The sequence below is a fragment of the Paenibacillus marchantiae genome (genome assembly GCF_028771845.1).
Taxonomy (GTDB): Bacteria; Bacillota; Bacilli; order Paenibacillales; family Paenibacillaceae; genus Paenibacillus; species Paenibacillus marchantiae.
This window is the reverse complement of record NZ_CP118270.1, coordinates 6377937-6399001: the sequence shown is the minus strand read 5'-3', so window position 1 is coordinate 6399001 and position 21065 is coordinate 6377937. Positions and strand designations below refer to the sequence as shown.

The following is a 21065-nucleotide window of genomic DNA, read 5'->3' as shown; positions in this document are numbered from 1 at the left end:
ATGATGAAGAAGGGGTTACGGAGAGGTTTGAAGGGGCTGGGGGGCCTGATGCTGGCAACAGGACTTCTGCTGCTGGCAGGAACCGCGTACGAGGCGTATCAGTCGACACAGGACATGAAATCTTATACTGCACCAGGCAAGATGTATGAGGTGAGCGGACGTAACATGCATCTCTATACAACGGGAAGAGGAAATGCGACAGTTGTTCTCGCTTCAGGCTGGGGTACGCCCAATCCGTATGTTGATTTCAGCCCGCTATATAACAAGTTGAAATCCCAGGTGAAAATTGCGGTGTATGATCGGTTCGGTTACGGGTATAGCGATTATACGGATCGGCCACGTGATATCGATACCATTACAGAGGAAATCCATCAATTGCTGCGAGTATCCGGCCAACGTCCGCCGTATATCATGGTAGGTCATTCTCTCGGATCGCTGGAGACCGTGCGATTCGCACAAATGTACCCCGATGAGGTAGCTGGCATGGTCATGATTGATGGAGGAAGTCCCGAATATTACAGCACTGTGGCTATGGAGCAATCGGATTGGTATTTCGATTCAGCCCGTCTTCTGGTGAAAACAGGAATTGTGCGGACATTGCTGCATTCGGATCGGTTAACCGAATCTTTGGTCGTTAACCCGGATCTCGTTACGGAGTCAATGAGAAAGGCAGCCACCATATCCACACTCAAGCATGCTTACAATGACAACGTGATTGGAGAGATGCGCAATTCCAAGACGAACGCAGCCCATATCTTGGAGCATAAAAAGGAATTCTCCTTCCCGCTAACCATTCTGACGGCCGGTTCAGAGAAACCGAGCGAAGGCAGCCGGGCATGGCAGGCAGATCAAGCCGATTTTGCTTCATGGTCCAGTCAAGGAACACAGGTCACTGTGGCACACGCCAAACACGATATTCATAACAGTCAGCCGGATATTGTCGCCAATGAAATTTTGGAGTTGGTGAGGCGGTCCGGTGAACTATGAAGAACATAATCCAGCCAAAATATAGCAAACAGGATGAGGAGGTAGGATGGATGAAAAAGATCAGAACCGCTTCAAGATTCCTTTCCTTACTCCTGGCAAGTTGTCTGTTGTCTCTAACGGTATTGTCCGTTTCCGTCTTGTTTGCTACTTCTTCCGTGGATGCCATACCTTTTATCCATTCGGTTGGACGTGATTAGAATAAAAGGAATATATCAGGCCTTGCTGCTCTGCATGCAAGGTATTTTTATTTCAAACTGGAAACCTGACAATTTACATGTTATGTTATATCATTATACTAGATAAAGTAGGCAACTATAGATGAAGACAGGAGAGGATTGAACATGGTCAAAGTTGGTATCGTAGGTTACGGAAATCTGGGCAAAGGTGTAGAGAAAGCTATTACTCAAAACCCGGATATGGAGCTTGTTGCTGTATTTACACGTCGTAACCCGGAGCAGATGGTTGCAGAAGGTACAGAGGTTCGTTTCGAACATATCTCTGCTGCTGAGCAATACATAGGCAAAATTGATGTGATGATTCTGTGTGGAGGTTCGGCAACCGATCTTCCGGAGCAGACACCTGCAATTGCTAAATTGTTCAATACGGTGGATAGCTTCGATACACATGCCAAAATCCCTGAATTCTATAAAGAAGTTAACGCTGCGGCAGAGCAAGGTGGCCACGTGAGCGTCATTTCCACAGGTTGGGACCCAGGCTTGTTCTCCATGAACCGACTGCTTGCTCAATCGATCCTGCCAGAAGGTAAAGAGTACACGTTCTGGGGTAAAGGAGTAAGCCAAGGTCACTCCGATGCCATCCGTCGTGTTCCTGGCGTTAAGGCTGGTGTGCAATACACTGTACCTGTTGAAGAAGTAATCAACAGCATTCGTGCTGGGGAGACCCCAGAATTGACCACACGTGAAAAGCATCTGCGTCAATGCTACGTAGTTGCAGAAGCTGGTGCAAATCAGGACGAGATTCGTGAAACGATTGTATCTATGCCTAACTATTTCTCGGATTACGATACAACGGTAACGTTTATTACTGAAGAGCAATTGAAGGCTGAGCATGAAGGCATGCCGCACGGTGGATTTGTCATTCGTAGTGGAGTTACAGGTGCAGGCCAGAAACAAATTATTGAGTTTGGTCTGAAGCTCGACAGCAATCCTGAATTTACCGCAAGTGTACTGGTGGCTTATGCAAGAGCCGCACAACGTTTGAGTCTGGAAGGACACAAAGGGGCTAAGACAGTATTTGATATCCCACTCGGTCACCTGTCTCCTAAATCGGCTGAGGACCTTCGCCGCGACTTGCTGTAGTCCGTTAATTCATTACCGCAGTTGCAAGTCCTGACTTTTATATCTAAAATGTAATACAACACAAATAGCTCGTCCTTCTAAAAAGAGGGACGAGCTATTTGTTGTACAAACGAATCAGTGCATATTCATGGTTTATTCATATTCATTCATAATTCATACTTCATCTTGGGGTAGTCTTCCCTACAGCCAGTGTGAGGGAATGTTTAAATGATCCGGCAACTTGGTATCTGCACTGCCTTTTGCCGAGTTGAGCTGGGATTGCGTCAGAAAGATGCTGCCTCTCAGATCCGCTCCACCCAGATTCGCATCCCGCAAGTCAGCCCCAATTAGATCGGTCTTTCTCATATCTGCGTTTCGTAGGTCAGCCGCTATCATTAATGCACCTCTGAAGCTCGCTCCCCGAAGGTCAGCTCCTTTTAGATTGGCACCCAGAAAGTCTCTTCCGATACGCTTTTTGGTCTTCGATTTGGAAGGCTCCTTACCCGAAGCTGGGACCTTTGCCCGCACCATCTCGCTAGCCTGTACAAGCAGTTCGTTCACCACCGCCCGATGTGCGGGAATATCGAGACGTAATATGGCAGATGGCTCCAGATCGGTCAGTCGTTCCGTTTCCCGATATACGTCCTTCAACGCGGCATGGATGGATGATGTTTCCGGCAGCTGTAGCATTTCATTGATGTAGTTCATCATCTCATGAAGCTGCTTCATGACAGGCAAGCAATCGAACATTTCAGCAGCTGATTCCGGATGATTACGCCAATCCTTGCCCGCATATGTAATTTGTGATAGTTTCTGACCAGCTCCGAAACAATCGTAGACTGTGCAGCCCTTGAACCCTTTCTGTCGCAGCTGTGTATGGATGCCACAGCGGTTATCGGTACGAAGATTGGAACAGGGAGTACCGCTGGATTTATCAAAAGCAAAGTCTGAGGATTTGCCATAGGGCAAGGCGACACAGCATAGACCAAAACATTGCTCACAGTCTGCGCTTAAATGCAGAGTAGCCTGATTGCTACTGAATGCTTGATTAGTCATTTATACACTTCCTTTAATTAAAAAAAATGCTATTTTAAGGTCAGTACAACTTTACCATTACACTGGATTTCGATCAATTCCGATATGGATCACATGGCGATCCTGATACCGGATTAGACTCCATAAATGACAGGTAGGAATGTAAAATAACCGCCTCCCGTGATGGAAGGCGGTTTATTTAGTTAGTTAACAACTGTAACACAATTAGAATTAGACGATACCTTGCGCAAGCATGGCATCTGCCACCTTCAGGAAGCCAGCAATGTTCGCTCCGGCAAGCAGGTTACCTGCACAGCCGTACTCATCCGCTGCCTGTACACAGCTAGTGTAGATGTTCGACATAATGTCATGCAGCTTGGCGTCCACTTCTTCAAATGACCAGGACAACCGCATGCTGTTCTGCGACATTTCAAGTGCGGACACGGCAACTCCGCCAGCATTAGCCGCTTTGGCTGGTCCAAACAGAACGCCTTCTTTATGGAAAACGTCAATCGCAGCCAGAGTGGAAGGCATGTTCGCTCCTTCACCAATCGCTTTAACTCCGCCTTGCACGAGCAATGCAGCAGCCTGTTCGTCGATTTCATTTTGCGTTGCACAAGGCAGCGCGATATCACAAGGGATAGACCAGATGCCTTCACAGCCTTCGGTATACACGGCATGTGGATGCTCTTTGACATATTCGCTGATCCGCAGACGATCAACCTCTTTTAATCTTTTTACGGTATTCAGATTGATTCCTTGAGCGTCATAGATATAACCACCAGAGTCACTACACGCGACAACATTAGCTCCAAGCTCTTGAGCCTTCTGAATGGCATAGATGGATACATTACCCGAACCGGAGACAACCACGGTGCTGTCCTTGAAGCTCAGTCCTTTAGATGCCAACATTTCCTTCACAAAGTACACGCATCCGAATCCGGTAGCTTCCTTACGTGCAAGACTTCCTCCGTATAGGAGCCCTTTACCTGTAAGAACGCCAGCTTCGTGTCCACCGCTGATGCGTTTGTACTGTCCGAACATATAACCGATTTCCCGTGCACCTACACCGATGTCCCCGGCAGGTACGTCCGCATCGGAACCGATATATTTGTACAGCTCAGTCATGAAGCTTTGAGTGAAACGCATGACTTCCAGATCTGATTTTCCTTTTGGATCGAAGTCGGAACCACCTTTACCACCGCCGATTGGCAGGCCAGTCAGGGCATTCTTGAAAATTTGTTCAAATCCAAGGAATTTAACGATTCCCGAGTAAACGGAAGGATGGAAACGAAGTCCACCTTTATAAGGACCAATTGCGCTGTTGAACTGAACACGGAATCCACGGTTTACTTGTACCTTGCCTTGATCATCTACCCAAGGCACGCGGAACGTAATGACACGTTCTGGCTCAACAAGCTGTTCAAGCAAGCCATTTTCCCGATATTTCGGGTGAGCTGCAATGACAGGAATAAGCGAGTCCAGGATCTCTTTGACAGCCTGATGGAATTCACTTTCCTGTGGATTTCTGGCGATAACCGATTCGTAAACGGAATGAACATACTCTGCGGCAGTTACTTGAGTTGAATCCTTAGTTATAGTCGACACTTTTTCAATGCACTCCTTTATTGTGTTAAAGTCTTGGGATGGCTATTTGTATAAATTGCATAAAAGTTTGTAGTTAAATATACAGGAAACAAAATAAAAATACGAGATGAAAACCCATAAAATGTTTTTTATGACGTTATTAAAATCTTCTATGGATCTGTCATATGATGTAAAGGTTAAGTTTGGAAGCTGGATTGACGCCCTTTTTATCATTATACAACGCAAAGTTAACAGAATAGCTGGATTAAAAAATTTGTTTTGGTAAGATGGTAGTAAGACCGCGGTATCCGTGGTCTTTTTATCTATATGAAGGAGGAGAACAACATGATGAAGAAAAACATGCGAATCAACATGGAGAACAGGGCTTGTATAGGAGGTGAGATTTATTATGAACCATAGGACCTCCTTTCAAAATTGCAGAGAAATGCTGGTGAACCAGCTCATTATATTCGGTGAAGAGAAAAGAACATTTCTCGACGCCTATTTTGACGTGCGTGATCCGGAACGCTCGCAGATGGAACGCCTGCTTGCGAACTATACAACGTGTGTGGAGAAGCTGCTCCTTGGTTCGGATGAAGCTCTGGACTCGGTGGTACTTATCGGTAGTTTGATCCGTTTTGATTACGTTGACTTCCATACATCTGATTCTTTCAACATTGTTATGCCGGATGACGCGGATCCGGATGCGGGGCATATTTCATTCCTCTCCCCTGTGGGGCGGCAATTATTGCTTGGGCTCAAGGGAGAAGTGAGGTCGATTAATATACCGGCTGGCTCCATGCGAGTACGCATTACGGATATTACGTTAAACAATGAGTCCTTGAATCGGATGTCCACTGGGGGTGCAGATCATGCACTTTAAAGAGACGGATTTGCCGGGAATTGGACGCAAATATTGGTTGCACACACGCAGCGGTGAGCATCTGGTCATCGTTATCCATAATGATGAGCGACGTGACCTGTTTCACATGGAATCAGGCGATTCGCCTGAAGAATTGGGAGATATGGTGTCACTGGTCACACTGGATGATGATGAGGCACGTGCGGTTGCGGCTATTGTCGGTGGCATGACGTACAAACCAACCTTTCAGGATGAGCGTGAAGTTATGCTGGAGGGACTGTTAATTGAGTGGCTCCGTATTGAGCCGCATTCAGAGAGCATAGGAAGAACGATCGGAGAACTGAATATTCGCCAGGCAACAGGAGCAGTTATTCTAGCTGTGGTGGAGAAGAACAGGACGAAGCAGTTTAATCCAGGTCCGGACTATATCTTTACCGCGGGGGCTACGGTTGTTGTCGCTGGTGAACGGGATCAGATCAAACTGTTAAAACAGTTGTTATCCAATGGACGGCTCTAGCCTATGGATATGCTCATATTCGAAGTGGGAATTGCCGTTGCGCTGATTACACTTACGGGGCTAATATCTGCAAAATTACGATTTTCGGTCATTCCTTTCTATATTCTGATTGGTATGGCTGTTGGACCGCATGCACCACAGATCGGCATTGTGGATTTGCGTTTTATCGAAAGCTCGGAATTTATTGAATTTATGGGCAGGCTGGGTATTCTGTTTTTGCTCTTTTATCTGGGATTGGAATTTTCGGTCTCCCGCCTGATGAAGTCGGGCAAAGCCATTCTGACCGGAGGTATGTTCTACGTTGGACTAAATTTTGCTTCCGGTCTGCTGCTAGGATGGTTCATGGAACTGCCACTCAAAGAAACGTTAGTTGTCTGTGGTATTATGACGAGTTCTTCCACAGCTATTGTGGCTAAAGTACTCGTGGATCTGAAGCGCACGGCGAACCCGGAGACGGAGATTATTATGGGCATGATCATGTTTGATGATCTGTTTATTGCCATCCATATCTCGATTCTGACGGGGCTTGTACTTAGTGGGGCTACCTCATTCCTCAGCGTCTTGCTCGTATCCTTGTCTGCGCTGCTCTTTATTGTGCTATTTCTAATCATAGGCAGGAAATGCATCAAGTATATTGATAAGGCACTCAACATCAAGTCATCGGAGTTGTTTCTGCTTACCGTTATGACGCTGCTCTTTCTGGTGGCGGGTTTCTCGGAAACGCTGCATGTAGCCGAAGCGATTGGAGCTCTGATGATGGGGCTGGTTCTGGGGGAGTCCAGACATGCCAGCCGAATTGAGCATCAGATTATGCCGTTCAAAGATTTCTTTGGGGCGATCTTCTTTTTCAGCTTTGGCCTGACCATTGAACCTTCGACCCTTGGCGGAGCCGTTGGAATGACCGTGATTGCCGTTATTCTGACCATTGCCAGCAACTATGGTGCGGGCATGATCGCTGGCAGACTCTCCGGGATGTCTCCACGCGCTTCTCTTAATGTGGGATTCACGCTGGTGTCCCGTGGAGAGTTCTCTATCATTATGGCGAATATCGGCAAGGCAGGAGGCCTGATGGCATCCATTCAGTCTTTTGCCGTGTTATATGTGTTGATTCTGGCAGTGCTTGGCCCGATCCTGACGAAAGAATCACCTTGGATCTACAGTCAATACGCTCGCTTGAGGAAAAGAATGAGGGGGAAAGAGACGGGATGAATTGTGCATCTGTTTGCCACGTCTTTACAGCGTAGGTTAATACACAAATGCAAACACGCTTTGAATCTAATCCACTGCTAAACCGTACACGCCACACTACTTGGAGTATATTCTCTCCTTGGTGTGGCGTTTATTGTATCGGGGAATGTACCATCCCTTTATTGACAGATGTATGAAGGCTGTTATACAAAGAAGTATACTTATGGAAGTAGGCTTAATGTAAGGTCGTGCAATGCACGGCCTTTTTTGGCTATATAGGATCAGTCTCATTCAATCTGAATGAGACTGATCTATGACAAGAGGAGAATGAACAGCATGGATAATCTGCCTTCATATCATTCATCACATCATTATTGGAAACAGTATCAAGCCTTTTTCCCGGAAGAATTCAGGCTAGGGGACCATGCGAATCCTGAAGAGGAGTGGTGGGAATCGAACGGGGTTCATCTGCACATCGATCGTCTGCCCGCGCCCGATTCGCCGATCAAAATTCTGTTCATTCACGGAGCTGGAGGCAATGGCAGGTTGCTCGCGCCTTATGCTCGAATGTTGCAGCTCCGAGGCTATGAGGTAGTATCGCCAGATCTTCCACCGTATGGACTGAGCTATCCGTTGCCTGGGACACGTCTCAATTATGAACTATGGATCAAGCTGCTTGTTTCACTCGCTGATTGCGAATTTAGGAAAGACGGCAAGCCGATCGTGGCATTGGGAAGCAGCATCGGAGGTATGCTGGCTTATCACATGAGTGCACGCAGTGAGCACGTACAAGGCTTGATTGTAACGACATTTGTGGACACGAGTGATGCGGATATGCGTGACCAGCTTGCACCAAACCGTTTGGTGAGCCGATGGGGCAAACGTATGATGGATCGGTTTCCGGCTTTACTGGATCATATACGTATCTCTGTGAAGCAAGTATCGCGTATGCAGCTGATTACCAATAATTCGGAGTTAACCCGACTTATTATGAATGATCCACAGGCGGCATCGACACGTGTCCCATTAGAACTGTTAAGAACATTCCTGAATAAGAAGCCGGAGGTAGACTCGGAACAGTTTGACCAATGTCCTGTACTGCTGGTTCACCCCGAACTGGACCCGATGACACCATTACGGTTCAGCCAATCTTTTTTTGATCGATTAAAGGTGGAAAAGGAATGCGTAGTGTTGGAAGGAGCGGGCCACTTCCCTATAGAACAGCCAGGGCTGAATCAATTGGAAGAAGCCGTGTTACGATTTTTACATAAGATTGAAGCTCAACATTTATGAAAGTTGAATTCGAATGTTCTCTATATGAACCGCGACCCCGCCCACTTGAATCTTTGTAATTTCATTGGACATGCCCAGTGTTAATCTGGCTTGGATCTCCGAGGGACGGTTCATAGTATACCCTTGTCTAATCGTATAGATTGTATCGTGGGGATCTGAAAGTTGGTTGTATTTATGTAAATAACAGAGTAAAGCACCGTTAGAAGTACCAGTTGCGCTCTCTTCCGGGATATCGTAAAGGGGAGCAAAGTTCCGGCATTCTGCCAGAGTACTCTCTTTATCTGGTTCGACTGCAAATACGTGATAACCTACGACATGGTTAGCTTTGCTAATTTCAGCGATAAGCTGAAAATCAGGAATGATTTTTGACAGAACATCAACATGGTTAACCGTAATCAAGATATCGCGCAATCCGGTAGATACGATCTGTACAGGTAATTCAGCGTGTAAATCATGTGTGGAAATACCCAGAGAATCTGCAATGCCTTGTCGGTCAACGATCTCTCCAAACTCCGGAAGCGCCTGAGACAGATAGACTTCACCATTGTTCTGGACAACTACTTCAAGTATTCCGGCTAACGTCTCCAGCGTGTATACACCTACATCAACGATATGCTGTGCTTTCATTAAATAAAATAAGGCAATCGTTGCATGTCCGCATAGATCAACTTCATCACTAGGGGTGAAGTAACGCACTTTGAAATCAGCCTGGTCCGATGGCATAACAAACGCGGTCTCTGAGAATCCAACTTGTCTGGCAATCTCCTGCATCTGGGAGTCGGACAAGTGTCCTGCTTGTAAAACAACTCCTGCGGGGTTTCCGCCTAGAGGCTTATCCGAAAATGCATGTAACGTACTTACTTCAATTTCCACATCTCTACCTCGCTTGTTCAGTTATTTAAGTTCAACAGTTCTTCATTATATCACGGTTCCTAATCGGGATTGTGAACCCAAACCTGCTGCGAATTCATGAATATAGGTCAAGTGAACGTTCGGGAAGGGTAATGAAGAAGGAGAGCATAACGATAATGCTATGGAAAGGCTGGGATCTCTAATGAAAGCAATTGTGATTGAAAAGTTCGGTGGAGCGGAACAATTGAAGGAAAAGGAAATGCCGAAGCCGGCATGTGGAGTGAACCAGGTGCTAATCCGCATTCATGCTACTTCTGTAAACCCGGTGGATTTTAAAGTCAGACAAGGCCATATGAAAGAGGCAGCAGATTCTTTCCCACTAATATTGGGCGGGGATGTGGCCGGGACAGTGACTGAAGCGGGTTCCAATGTCACTAGGTTCAGAGCGGGCGATCGCGTATTTGCCCGTCCTCGTCATTTCGGGACCTATGCAGAATATGTGGCTGTGGATGCGGACATCATTGCCCGTATCCCGGAAAATCTAAGCTTCAAGGAAGCAGCTGCCATACCGCTAGCAGCCATGACGGCCTGGCAGGCACTTGTTGACCATGGACGGCTTGCCAAAGGGCAGAAGGTTCTCATTCACGCCGGAGCAGGTGGTGTAGGAACCTTTGCTATTCAGATTGCCAAATATCTTGGCGCTGAAGTGGCTTCCACGGCGAGTGAATCGAATGAGGAATTGCTTCGTTCGCTGGGAGTGGACCATTTTATCAATTATAGAAAAGAAGACTTCTCAGAGATTCTCTCCGGGTACGATGTCGTGCTGGACACGATGGGTGGCGATATTCAGCGTGATAGCTTCAAGGTATTGAAGGCCGGTGGACATCTGGTATCGCTTGTGGAACAACCGGATGAAACGATGGCTAAGGAAGCTGGTGTAACGGCCAACGTGTTCATGATGGAACCCAAAGGGGATCAACTCGATCAGTTGGCTGAGCTCGCTGCTGAGGGCAGGCTGAGACCCATAATTGATGAGACATACCCCTTGAGTGAACAAGGACTGCGTGAAGCGCACGAAAAAAGCGAAACCCATCATACACGCGGGAAACTGGTCATTCGAGTAGAGTAGGTGAGGATTAACCGCTGAATATTTCAAATTTAAAAACTTTACTGACGGAAGATGTCAGTAAAGTTTTTTTATAATAGGCTTATCGACTAGAAGGGGAGTGCATTATGCATACAAAAAAAGCATATCTTTATGTATTTGATACGATGTCAGACTGGGAGGTAGGTTATTTAATTGCTGAATTAAACTCGGGAAGGTATTTTAAGAAAGGGCTGGCGGCGATAGAGGTGGTTGCTGTTGGCGTTGATAAAAGTCCGGTGACTACCATGGGGGGATTGGAAATATTACCTCGCATTTCAGTTGATGAGTGTATGTTGGAAAGTACGGATGTATTGATTCTTCCAGGCGGAAATACTTGGATGGAATCCATTCACGAGCCAATATTGAAAAAAGCTTCGACATCTTTGGAAAAAGGTCATGTTGTTGCGGCAATATGTGGTGCAACCGTTGGACTTGCGAGGGTGGGATTGCTAGACTCCAGAAGGCATACAAGCAACGATCTGGAATATTTGAAAATGATTTGTCCTCATTACATTGGAGAAAAATACTATGAAATGGTACCGGCCGTAACGGATGGCAATTTAGTTACTGCATCGGGCATAGCTCCTTTGGAATTTGCGATGCATGTATTGAAGGTACTAGATGTATTTACACCGGAGACTTTAGATTCGTGGTTCAATCTATATCAGACTCATGAACCAAAATACTTCTTCGAGTTAATGAATTCTATCAAATAGCTGACATTTCGATATTTTCGCATGGAGTGGAATAAGATATAATAGTAACAATTTATTCCATTCTATGTATGAGGTGATTCGGATGTCCAATGAGCTCATTCAAGCGATTCAATTATTAAAAGAAAAGAAGTGGGTGGATCTGACCCATACGTTTGGACCGGAATCTCCACATTTCTCAGCTTTTGATGCGGCACAATTCGATACGTTGTTTAATCACGACCAAGGTTTCTTTGCCCAAAGTTTCAGGTTTCCCGGTCAATATGGTACTCATCTCGATGCACCGATCCATTTTGTGCGTGATACCCGTTATCTCGATGAATTGGGGTTGAAGGAACTTGTGCTACCGCTGGTGGTCATTGATCAATCTGTGGCTGTAGAGAGCAATCCGGATTTCACGCTGGATGTCGATCATATTCTTGAGTTTGAAAAAGAGCATGGCGTTATTGAAGCTGGCAGCTTTGTAGCACTACGTACTGATTGGAGCAAACGCTGGCCCAGTCACGAAGCATTCGACAACAAAGATGCAGAGGGAAACAGTCATGCACCCGGATGGTCAGTCAGTGCGCTAATGTTTTTATTCGAGGAAAGAAAAATACAGGCGATTGGCCATGAGACCTTCGACACCGATTCAGCTGTAGACTATCAAAAGAACGGGGCACTTCTGGCAGAGTATTATGTACTTGCTCAGGATACATATCAGGTAGAGCTGTTAACGAATCTGGATCAGGTACCAGCCAAAGGTGCGGTGATCTTCAATATCGTACCTAAGGCCGAAAAGGCGTCCGGCTTTCCAGTACGCTCGTTTGCCATTTTACCTTAAAACAAAGTTGAACATAGGTATAATGCAAAGGACTCACACACAGTTCTTTCCGAATGATTCACCAACGGCATTTGTGCAAACTGCTCATATAAATAATAAAGGAGGCGTAGTACGCCTCCTTTTTATGTGGTTACTTTTGATCCGAAGAGGGATCCTGATTGAATCGTTGTGAAATTTTCTTCTCTGTCTTCTTACGCCGAACCCAGCGCTTGAAAATACTTTCTTCTTTTCTTCCCTGCAGTGTTTCCTTCATGCCTTGGATCATAAATTCGGATCTTCGTCTGTCATCCCGACTAATCTCGCGTAGTTCCTTAATAAATTTGTCGTCCATATCTGCCTCTCGCTCATTAAGTATATCTCTATTATACCGAACGTACGTTCTTTTATCAAGTTTTACCATAATCGAATTTTTTGGGACGATTTTAGTGAGAAAGAGCACAGGATTCAGCCCTTTCCATATGTGAAAATGGAATAGAACGTTCAGTATATCTGTATAACAATGTCTGGAGGGTGAGGGATGAGGACTAGTGATGATGGAATAAAGCGTGAATGTGTACCTGAAAGATCTTGGGCGCTCATTATGATGCAGGGGTTACTGGGCATTGGTGCGATGGTTGGAGGGGGAGCACTCATTATCGATCCTTCGGGAAATCTCGTCCATATGCCGGATTCATTATTGGAGCATTCCCCTTTTGGCAGTTTTCTGATCCCGGGAATTATACTATTGTTGGTTCTTGGTGTTATGCCGATGATCATTGCCATTTCACTCCTTCGTCGCACTCACTGGGAAATAGGTGAGAAACTGAATCTCTACTCGAATCAATACTGGGGATGGACGTTCTCGTTATATACAGGATTTGCTCTGATCATCTGGATTATGGTGCAGGTATACTGGATCCAGCATATATCTGTTATCCATCTGGTCTATTTTTCCTGGGGAGTGGGAATCCAGATCGTCACTCTGCTTCCTGACGTACAGCGAAGGTATCAGGCAGACTGCTCATCATAATATATTCTTTCTATAAAATAATACGGCTGTCATCCGGATCTTGGAGTGATCCGGGTGACAGCCGTTTATCTTAATTGTTACTTGGAAGCCTGGTAGGCGCTCAAGAATTCTTTTACTTTTGCCGGATCGGACTTCAATTCATTCCCGGTCTGCACGAGTGGACTTACTGTAGAGTATGCCTTAAGTTTATTGTTTTTGTAGAACTGCAAAATGTCATCCTGATTGATGGAGTAGAGCACGGATTTTCTCAGATCACTGCTCTTGGCAACTTCCCGATTGGCTGTGTTGAACAGCAGATAGGAAACCGCATTGCTCGGAATGCTCTGCAATTGCAACTTGCTGTCATTTTTGATGATGTCATACTTTGTTTCGGATACTCCGTAGTACAGGTGGATTTCACTGCTGCGAAGAGCAGACAACGCACTGTCGGCATCAGAGATGAATCGAACATTCACCTGAGAGATTTTGGGTGCATACTCAGAGCCTTTGCGGTATCCGGGATTCTGATAGAATACACCTTCGTAATCATTTTTATATGCCAAGATATATGGGCCGCTGGCATACAGGGTGTTGTTGTACGCAGCACCTTCAGTCACGGTATTCTGATCGCCGTAAGGAATGTCTTTATTCACGTCAAACGAAGCTACATCATACGTATTGATGCTTTCGACCTGTTTTTTGGACACAATGCCAGCAGATTGGTGAGCCAGATAGTTCAATACTTGCGGGAAAGGTTCCGTTGTTGTGAGTTTCACAACCTGATACTTTCCGGCAGCGTTATCGGCTTTGTTTTTGTCCGTAACCAGTTCCGTAATTTTCGTGCTAAGCCCTTGTTCCAATGCGTCTTTAACCGTACCACTGCCACTAGATTGCTGAACGGATTCCAATGCGCCCAGATCGGTTACTAACTCGGCTTCCTTGATATGTTCGTGAAGGCTGTATGTCCGGTGATCTGGTACGGAATCTTTGTTTTTGGCGCGATCGAGAGAGAAGATGACGTCATCTGCACCGACACGCTCTCCCGTATCTACCGCTTTTTTATTATCAATCTTGGCAAAGTTGATATCGTCTCTGAGAATGAAGTAATACTCCGAGTTACCCTCAGCAATACTGAAATTGTGGGAGAGGGAACCCTCTGGTGTAAGTTGATCGTCATCTGTCAGGTTAACGAGACGTACATACATGTTGGTGTTCAGTTGGTTGATGGAACCGTCATTTCCTTTGATCGGGTCAAGGGAAGTCAGGACGGAAGCGGTTTGTGTCAGAATTAATGGTTCTTTTGTATTTTTGGAGCTGTCTTTGAATTCAATCGGTTCCCATGCCATGGCGCGGGATTTAGACAAGCGAACGGTGTCTACATTGAGAATGTCTTTGTTCACAGCCTGACTTTTCAGGGAAATGTACAGCGGAGCGATATAGGCTTGATCGGTTACCAAGCGGTCCTCCAATTGTTTATACGTATCCTTGTATTCGTCCGGAGTCTGGGTAGCAGCCTGGTCAATAAGTTTATCGATTTCCTCATCAGCCAGAATGCTGTAATCTCCGCCTGTTTTGAAGAGTGAACGAACTGCGTAATCCGGATTCCCGGTTACCGTTGTCCAGCTGGACAGCGCAATGTCATAATTGCCAGCATCCTGCTGGGATTTGTAGCTGCCGTAATCCGGCTGCAGGTTCAGCTTAACATTGAAGCCATTCTTGGTAAGCTGGTCGCGGATAATGTTCACGTCATTTTCGGAGGAGCTCTGAGCCAGTAATTCGATGTCCACCGGTTTTTGGTTTTGCGTGTTTTCTGTTGTATCCGATGGTGAGGATTCTGACTGGGATTCCGTCTTGGTCTTCACACTGCAACCGGAGACCACAAGGACAAAAGTTAATAGTAGTGCTATCAGCATACGTTTTTTCATGAAAATACCTCCAGATAAGTTCATAATCAATGGAATTCAATTTGAGTTGAATATTGTAGAAGTGGTTAAGCCTTTTCGAGCTTCGGATCAAGCGCGTCGCGCAGTCCGTCACCAAGAAAGTTGAACGAGAGCACGAGCAGAATGATCGCAAGACCTGGATAGATGGCCAGATACGAATGGGTTTCCAGATACGTGCTGCCCAGCTTGAGAATGTTGCCCCACTCGGGAATATGCGGCTCCACGCCGAGTCCCAGATAACTCAGACTGCTGGTGGCAATGACCGCTCCGCCGATCGTAAGTGTAGACTTGATAATCATGGGTGCGAGCGAGTTCGGAATAATATGTTTGAAAATAATCGAGCGATTGTTGTAACCCAGTGCACGTGCAGCTTCAACAAATTCAAACGTAGATACATAGAGCACACTAGCCCTCATGGTTCGTGCATAAGTTGGGATTGAGCCCAAGCTGAGTGCGAGAATAAGATTGACCGTATTGGCCCCGAACGCCGCAATGATGGCGATAGCGAGCAGAATACCCGGAATGGCATAGAGAATATCCAGCAGTCGCATGATGATATTGTCCGTGTGTCTTCCATAGAATCCCGAGAAGGCTCCGAGAATACCGCCTATCAGTACCGGAATCAGGGTTGACATGAATCCTACGATCAACGATATACGGGCACCGAATACAATCCGGGAAAATAAACATCGTCCAAAGTCATCTGTTCCCAAGGGATAGGCGAGCGATGGAGACTGAAGCAAGGCAGAGTAGTTATTTTCTACAGCCATGCTGTAATCAAAAGTAAAGAAGCTGCAAATCGATATTGAGAACAGGAAAATGATAAAAAACAAACCGGACATTGCCGTGACATTCGGAGCAAGACGCTCCCACAGATCATTCCAGAAGTTGGATTTTTGTTTACCCTGTCTGCGGATTCGTCCAATGATGGAGATACCCAGCAGCAGTGCGAATACATTCCCTGTGACCGAAGTCAGAATCAGGATCACGCTCACGCCCAGCATCCAGCGTGGGATGATCGAGGCTGACGTATACCGGGATACGATAAACAGCACCACCAAATCAATGACAAGGACAAGTACGAGCACAGCCATGGCTGGCAAAAACGTATCCGCAACATACGGTTTAAACATATTGAGTGCCGAGACCCCAATAACGAACAGCTGGGTCAGCAGCATATACACCGCAAATGTATACTCAATGCTCTTTGTTTTCTTGATCAGATGAAAAGCGGCCGTCACGATAAAGATATTGCCTGAAATGATACCTAACAGTTGGACCCAGGCGAGTCTGCGAGTCAGCACAGAGATTGTCCCCTTCTGAATCAGGTCTCTCCGAATTCGGAGCGTCAGTACACTCTGGACCAGCGTGAAAAATAGGTAGATTCCGAGCGCAGTCAGCAGAAATGGTCTGAACTCCTGAAGGCTCCAGTCATAACTGTTGAACAACAGTAACACCGACAAGAGAAGGGAAGTGACCCAGGCGAAGCTCGCCTGACTGTACTCCTGTGAAGACTTAAGCCGAAAACGCATTTCTTGTGTAAGTGAACCCGATTTTGTCATAGTGCACCTGCTTTAATATTGTTTCATCTTGGAACGAACTCTGGGATCGACAAAAGCGTACAACAGATCTACCACAACATTGATGATGGAGATTGTAATCGCTGTGTATATGACCCCGCCCATAATGCTCGGAATATCAGGGATAAACTGTTTATCCACAATGTAGCTTCCAAGTCCGCTGATATTAAATACTTTCTCCGTTACAGCCGCCCCACCAAGCATGCCTCCGAATTGAAGACCTACAACGGTTACGATTGGAATTAGCGCATTGCGCACTGCATGTTTCAGCAGAACCTGTCGTTCGCTTAATCCTTTGGCACGAGCAGTCATCACGTAATCCTCATGAATAACTTCCAGTGTGGAAGACCGAGTCATACGGGCCACCGCAGCGGTTAATCCCGTTCCCAGAACAATCGTTGGCATAATAATAGATAGCCAGTTCTGTGGATTGAAGGTAGCCGGAAGCCACTGCAGTTTGATCGAAAAATTCAGGATGAAGATGAGTCCTTGCCAGAAATTCGGAATCGATAATCCAATTAATGCAATAAACATGAATGTGTAATCAAACAGTGAATTGGGCTTGATCGCCGAGATGATGCCGATTGGCAATGCGATGACAAGGGCAAGCAGCAAGGAGATAACGGCCAGTGTTAACGTGATTGGAAACTTTCTGGCGATCGTAGCCGTGACATCTTCATTCCCTGAAAAAGACTTACCGAGATCAAATAGCGCTATGCCCTTGATATTGTTCCAGAGCTGGACAAGATAGGGCTGATCCAGGCCATAGACATGGTTAAAAGCTGCGATCTGTTCCTGTGTCGCTGTCTCTCCGAGGATGTTGGCCGCCGGATTGAATGGGGACAGGTACAAGATGGTGAATACAAGTGTAGCTACGCCCAGAATGACGAATACCGTCATCAGAATTCTTTCGAATATGTACTTTAGATAAGGATTGCCATACAAAAACATCATGGCGTACATCAGACAGCCCGGAATAACTGATATCGCAAGGAACCAAGGTTTATCAATCATCGATTGGAATGTATCAGCCATCGTCAGTCGCTGTTTTCCCTGTTCCTGAAGCTTGCTGAACGTTCGTTCCTTTAACTCCTTCTGAACGGATTCCTCCAGCCACTCCTCGGTCTGACGCTTAAACTCTGCCTCACTAACTTGCTGCCGAAAGAAACGGTGTTTACGCCTCAACTGTTCTTCAACGTCCGTCCTAAGTTTATCCCGATAAGAAGTGGAGAGCATATCGCGTTCAACAGCTTGTTGAACCACGGCCCAGCCATCCCTTTTTCGTCTAGATTGCCAGATCAGAAGTACAACCAAATTAACGGGCAGTCCGAGAATAAATAGAACATATCGATAGGAGGGATGAAGCAGCATTTTGCCATAATTAAATCCCAGGGTGTAAACAAGCTGTGACATTTTGCTGCCTTTTGCAAGATTCAAACCATGCGAGCCTCCTTTCATCTCATTTTAAATTGCATTATTCCGATTGATATAGTATATATTATTTAGAGTCTATTTAATTGTCAAGGTATGGAAGAGTATACATATGAGCACATGTGAAAATATGGATGAGGGCTGGTGATCACATGCAACCTTTGTTGAAAGTAAATGAGTTGTCCGTTTCTTTTCATTCCGGAGAGAATGAATTTCAGGCGGTGAAAGAAGTCAGTTTTGAAGTGCGGAAAGGCGAAACGCTTGGCATTGTAGGGGAATCCGGCAGTGGCAAGAGTGTGACGGCACGTTCCATTATGAGGCTGCTTGCCTCGCCTCCTTCGCAGATGAAAAAGGGTGAGATCCTGTTTAAAGGGGTAGATCTGGTCCATAAAACGCAAAAAGAGATGGAGAGTATCCGTGGCCGTGACATCGGCATGATCTTTCAGGATCCTATGAGCTCTCTTAATCCGACCGTGAAAATCGGAAAACAGATCACCGAAAGTCTGATTAAACATCAGAAGCTTTCCAGAGGGGAAGCGAAGAAGCAGGCGATTGCCATACTGGAGCTCGTTGGTATTACCCGGAGTGAAATACGTTTCAACCAGTACCCACATGAATTCTCCGGAGGTATGCGTCAGCGGGTGATGATCGCTATTGCTCTTGCTTGCCGTCCTGAATTGCTGATTGCGGATGAACCTACAACTGCGCTTGATGTTACTATTCAGGCCCAAATCCTTAATTTGATGAAAGATATGCAGGCACAGCTGGGCACTTCCATTATTCTGATTACCCATGATCTCGGAGTAGTGGCAGGCATGTGTGATCGGGTTGTGGTCATGAAGGACGGGCAGATTGTGGAATCCGGCACAACCACAGAGATTTTTGCGAATCCGAAACATCCATACACAGCAAGACTGTTGAATGCATTACCTCGACTGGATGAGAAGAAAAAACCGAAACTCGTCTCGTTGGTGCCACGCGATCTGGAAGATGATCAGCCTTTACTGGAAGTGAAGTCCCTCAAACAACATTTTAATTTGGGTAAAGGCAACACTTTAAAAGCTGTGAACGATATCAGTTTCGAGATTCGCCAAGGGGAGACGCTTGGGGTCGTAGGCGAATCGGGCAGCGGGAAATCGACTACAGGCAGAGCCATTCTACGACTGCATGAACCTACAGGTGGGGATGTGCTGTTTAAGGGAGTGCCGCTCAACCGCCTCTCTGCCTCAGAGATGAAAACGATGAGGAGACATATGCAAATTATTTTCCAGGATCCGTATGCCTCGCTTAATCCGAAATTTAGAATTATGGACATTATTGGGGAAGCCTTGGATATTCACCATCTTGCCGGCAGCCCCGCTGAGCGGGAAAAACGTGTGGAGGAATTGCTGGAGATGGTGGGTCTCGATCCGGCTCATGCCCAGCGATACCCTCATGAATTTTCGGGTGGTCAACGGCAGCGGATCGGAATCGCTCGTGCGCTGGCCGTGGAACCTGAATTTATTGTATGTGACGAGCCTTTGTCTGCGTTGGATGTGTCCATTCAGGCTCAGATCGTACAGCTGCTTGAAGAATTGCAGCAGCGACTTGGTCTGACATACCTGTTCATTGCACATGATTTGTCCATGGTTAAACATATCAGTGATCGTGTAGCTGTCATGTATAATGGGAAGATTGTGGAGTTAGCAGAAAGTGAAGAACTATATTCGAACCCTCAGCATGCGTACACAAAGGCCTTGTTATCGGCTATTCCGGTTCCGGACCCGGCTGTGGAAGCGAAGAAAAAACGTCATGCTGTAAACGAAGCCCCAAGAGAGACGGTAGAAGTGGAAGATCGCTATAATCTGGAACAGTCCCGATGGGTGGAAGTAAAAGAGGGACATTGGGTGGCCATTTCCGGATAAGGTGAAACATTCATTTTTACTCGAAAAAGAACCCCGGCAATGATCTGTAGAAGGTCATTGCGCGGGGTTCTATTCATGCACAGCAAGCACTGTGACAGTGAGTGTATTATTTGAACTGCACGGATTTCTTAATGTTATCGATCTCGGCCTTTGTAGTATCATCCAAATAGGTGAAGATGAAGTTGAATGCATAACCTTCAATAATGGTGCTGTAGTAATCTTGCGTAATGGTTGATCCATTGCCCGCATCCATCGTAATTTGCATCAGATCCATCTCTTTGCCACCGATGGTTTCGGTTGTGAATTCCTTGTATTCATAAGGGAACTGGCTGTCCTCCATGAATTTCTTCGTTGCTTTCAGATAATCTTTACCGGTACGAATTCCTTGCAGCAGGCTTACTTTTTCAGCAATCGCCATGGCGGAAGGGCCAACTTGACTTCCGTCCAATGGATATTGTGAAGCCATCAACAGGTTCAGTGTTTTGGCCTGAGATAGTTCAATTTGTTTTTTCTTCGTTTCATCATCTCCAGCAATAACTTCGGAGGAAGCGTTAGTCAGCTCGTTCATGCCTGCGGCATCCTGGAACTCCCAAGCTTCGGGGAATTTCAACGAAACTCCGAAATAGTCATTGTTGTAAGAGCCTTTTTCCGTAGTTCCCAATTCAACGTCTTTGGAGTTATCTGTTTCCTTGGACTCGGAAGTGGATGCTTCGGAGCTCTCCGTGTTCTCCGTATCTTCTGTCTTGGCTGTGTCTGTATCTGTGCCGGCAGTGGTTTCTGTTGCAGTGGATTCCTTCGATTTAGCGTTGTTATCCGCTTTGTCGCCGCAGGCTGCAGCAACCAACAGAATCATAATTAACATGGCAAACAATGAAGCTTTTTTTGGATTAGACATATTACCCTCCTGAAAATGTGTG

General features: G+C 46.0%; 20 protein-coding genes. 12 read left to right on the top strand and 8 right to left on the bottom strand.

Annotation, left to right across the window (positions count from 1 at the left end):
• From PTQ21_RS28850 to PTQ21_RS28840, 3 genes are all read left to right on the top strand, one after another.
• Nucleotides 1–987, top strand: a complete 987-nt coding sequence (locus tag PTQ21_RS28850) for an alpha/beta fold hydrolase (protein WP_274568040.1) — start codon at nt 1–3, stop codon at nt 985–987.
• 50 nt (nt 988–1037) lie between these two features.
• The gene (locus PTQ21_RS28845; RefSeq protein WP_157258407.1) at nt 1038–1184 is read left to right on the top strand and encodes a hypothetical protein; all 147 of its coding nucleotides are present in this window, start codon (nt 1038–1040) and stop codon (nt 1182–1184) included.
• 144 nt (nt 1185–1328) lie between these two features.
• Nucleotides 1329–2306 carry a diaminopimelate dehydrogenase gene (locus PTQ21_RS28840; protein WP_371121655.1) on the top strand — a complete coding sequence of 326 codons (978 nt, stop codon included), beginning with the start codon at nt 1329–1331 and terminating at the stop codon, nt 2304–2306.
• A 180-nt stretch (nt 2307–2486) separates the two neighbouring features.
• Here PTQ21_RS28840 and PTQ21_RS28835 read toward each other — a convergent pair whose 3' ends face one another.
• Together PTQ21_RS28835 and gdhA are read right to left on the bottom strand one after the other, a co-directional pair.
• Nucleotides 2487–3341: a pentapeptide repeat-containing protein gene (locus PTQ21_RS28835; protein ID WP_274568038.1), complete on the bottom strand. Its 855-nt coding sequence runs from the start codon at nt 3339–3341 to the stop codon at nt 2487–2489.
• Nucleotides 3342–3551: 210 nt separating this feature from the next.
• Nucleotides 3552–4928 (bottom strand): NADP-specific glutamate dehydrogenase, encoded by a 1377-nt coding sequence (gene gdhA / locus PTQ21_RS28830; RefSeq protein ID WP_274568036.1) that lies wholly within the window; start codon nt 4926–4928, stop codon nt 3552–3554.
• 388 nt (nt 4929–5316) lie between these two features.
• Between gdhA and PTQ21_RS28825 the strand changes: the two genes are divergently transcribed.
• The 4 genes from PTQ21_RS28825 (at nt 5317) to PTQ21_RS28810 (ending at nt 8767) form a co-directional block, all read left to right on the top strand.
• Entirely contained in the window at nt 5317–5790 is a 474-nt protein-coding gene (locus PTQ21_RS28825) for a GreA/GreB family elongation factor (protein ID WP_090953627.1), read from the top strand.
• Entirely contained in the window at nt 5780–6286 is a 507-nt protein-coding gene (locus tag PTQ21_RS28820; RefSeq protein ID WP_076287930.1) for a cation:proton antiporter regulatory subunit, read from the top strand. The genes PTQ21_RS28825 and PTQ21_RS28820 overlap by 11 nt, the downstream gene beginning before the upstream one ends.
• Before the next feature lie 3 nt (nt 6287–6289).
• Entirely contained in the window at nt 6290–7495 is a 1206-nt protein-coding gene (locus tag PTQ21_RS28815) for a cation:proton antiporter (protein WP_063565369.1), read from the top strand.
• Nucleotides 7496–7810: 315 nt separating this feature from the next.
• The gene (locus PTQ21_RS28810) at nt 7811–8767 is read left to right on the top strand and encodes an alpha/beta hydrolase (protein ID WP_274568035.1); all 957 of its coding nucleotides are present in this window, start codon (nt 7811–7813) and stop codon (nt 8765–8767) included.
• On the opposite strand, the gene PTQ21_RS28805 is transcribed toward PTQ21_RS28810, so the two are convergent.
• A complete protein-coding gene (locus PTQ21_RS28805; RefSeq protein ID WP_090809713.1) occupies nt 8762–9640 on the bottom strand; it encodes a PhzF family phenazine biosynthesis protein in 879 nt (292 codons plus the stop codon). The two genes, PTQ21_RS28810 and PTQ21_RS28805, sit on opposite strands and share 6 nt — an antisense overlap.
• A gap of 181 nt (nt 9641–9821) precedes the next feature.
• Here PTQ21_RS28805 and PTQ21_RS28800 point away from each other — a divergent pair, with 181 nt between their 5' ends.
• The 3 genes from PTQ21_RS28800 to PTQ21_RS28790 all read left to right on the top strand — a co-directional run bounded on the left by PTQ21_RS28800 (nt 9822) and on the right by PTQ21_RS28790 (nt 12302).
• Nucleotides 9822–10748 (top strand): NADP-dependent oxidoreductase, encoded by a 927-nt coding sequence (locus PTQ21_RS28800; protein WP_274568033.1) that lies wholly within the window; start codon nt 9822–9824, stop codon nt 10746–10748.
• Between the two features lie 104 nt (nt 10749–10852).
• The gene (locus tag PTQ21_RS28795) at nt 10853–11482 is read left to right on the top strand and encodes a type 1 glutamine amidotransferase family protein (RefSeq protein WP_079696318.1); all 630 of its coding nucleotides are present in this window, start codon (nt 10853–10855) and stop codon (nt 11480–11482) included.
• Between the two features lie 82 nt (nt 11483–11564).
• Nucleotides 11565–12302 (top strand): cyclase family protein, encoded by a 738-nt coding sequence (locus PTQ21_RS28790; RefSeq protein ID WP_079696317.1) that lies wholly within the window; start codon nt 11565–11567, stop codon nt 12300–12302.
• 130 nt (nt 12303–12432) lie between these two features.
• Here PTQ21_RS28790 and PTQ21_RS28785 read toward each other — a convergent pair whose 3' ends face one another.
• Nucleotides 12433–12633, bottom strand: coding sequence for a hypothetical protein (locus PTQ21_RS28785; protein WP_063565515.1), 201 nt, complete (start codon nt 12631–12633; stop codon nt 12433–12435).
• A 186-nt stretch (nt 12634–12819) separates the two neighbouring features.
• Between PTQ21_RS28785 and PTQ21_RS28780 the strand changes: the two genes are divergently transcribed.
• On the top strand, nt 12820–13311 hold the full coding sequence (locus PTQ21_RS28780) for a hypothetical protein (protein ID WP_064636083.1): 492 nt from the start codon (nt 12820–12822) through the stop codon (nt 13309–13311).
• Between the two features lie 77 nt (nt 13312–13388).
• Here the strand turns inward: PTQ21_RS28780 and PTQ21_RS28775 are convergent, their stop codons facing one another.
• The 3 genes from PTQ21_RS28775 to PTQ21_RS28765 all read right to left on the bottom strand — a co-directional run bounded on the left by PTQ21_RS28775 (nt 13389) and on the right by PTQ21_RS28765 (nt 18226).
• Entirely contained in the window at nt 13389–15215 is a 1827-nt protein-coding gene (locus tag PTQ21_RS28775) for an ABC transporter substrate-binding protein (RefSeq protein ID WP_079696315.1), read from the bottom strand.
• Nucleotides 15216–15280: 65 nt separating this feature from the next.
• Nucleotides 15281–16795: an ABC transporter permease gene (locus PTQ21_RS28770; protein WP_090953620.1), complete on the bottom strand. Its 1515-nt coding sequence runs from the start codon at nt 16793–16795 to the stop codon at nt 15281–15283.
• A gap of 12 nt (nt 16796–16807) precedes the next feature.
• Complete coding sequence (locus PTQ21_RS28765; protein WP_072734795.1) at nt 16808–18226, bottom strand: ABC transporter permease; 1419 nt, start codon at nt 18224–18226, stop codon at nt 16808–16810.
• 170 nt (nt 18227–18396) lie between these two features.
• On the opposite strand from PTQ21_RS28765, the gene PTQ21_RS28760 reads away from it, so the two are divergent.
• Nucleotides 18397–20148, top strand: coding sequence for an ABC transporter ATP-binding protein (locus PTQ21_RS28760; protein WP_274568028.1), 1752 nt, complete (start codon nt 18397–18399; stop codon nt 20146–20148).
• A gap of 106 nt (nt 20149–20254) precedes the next feature.
• Here PTQ21_RS28760 and PTQ21_RS28755 read toward each other — a convergent pair whose 3' ends face one another.
• Nucleotides 20255–21043: a hypothetical protein gene (locus PTQ21_RS28755; protein ID WP_063565378.1), complete on the bottom strand. Its 789-nt coding sequence runs from the start codon at nt 21041–21043 to the stop codon at nt 20255–20257.
• Nucleotides 21044–21065 lie beyond the last annotated feature (22 nt).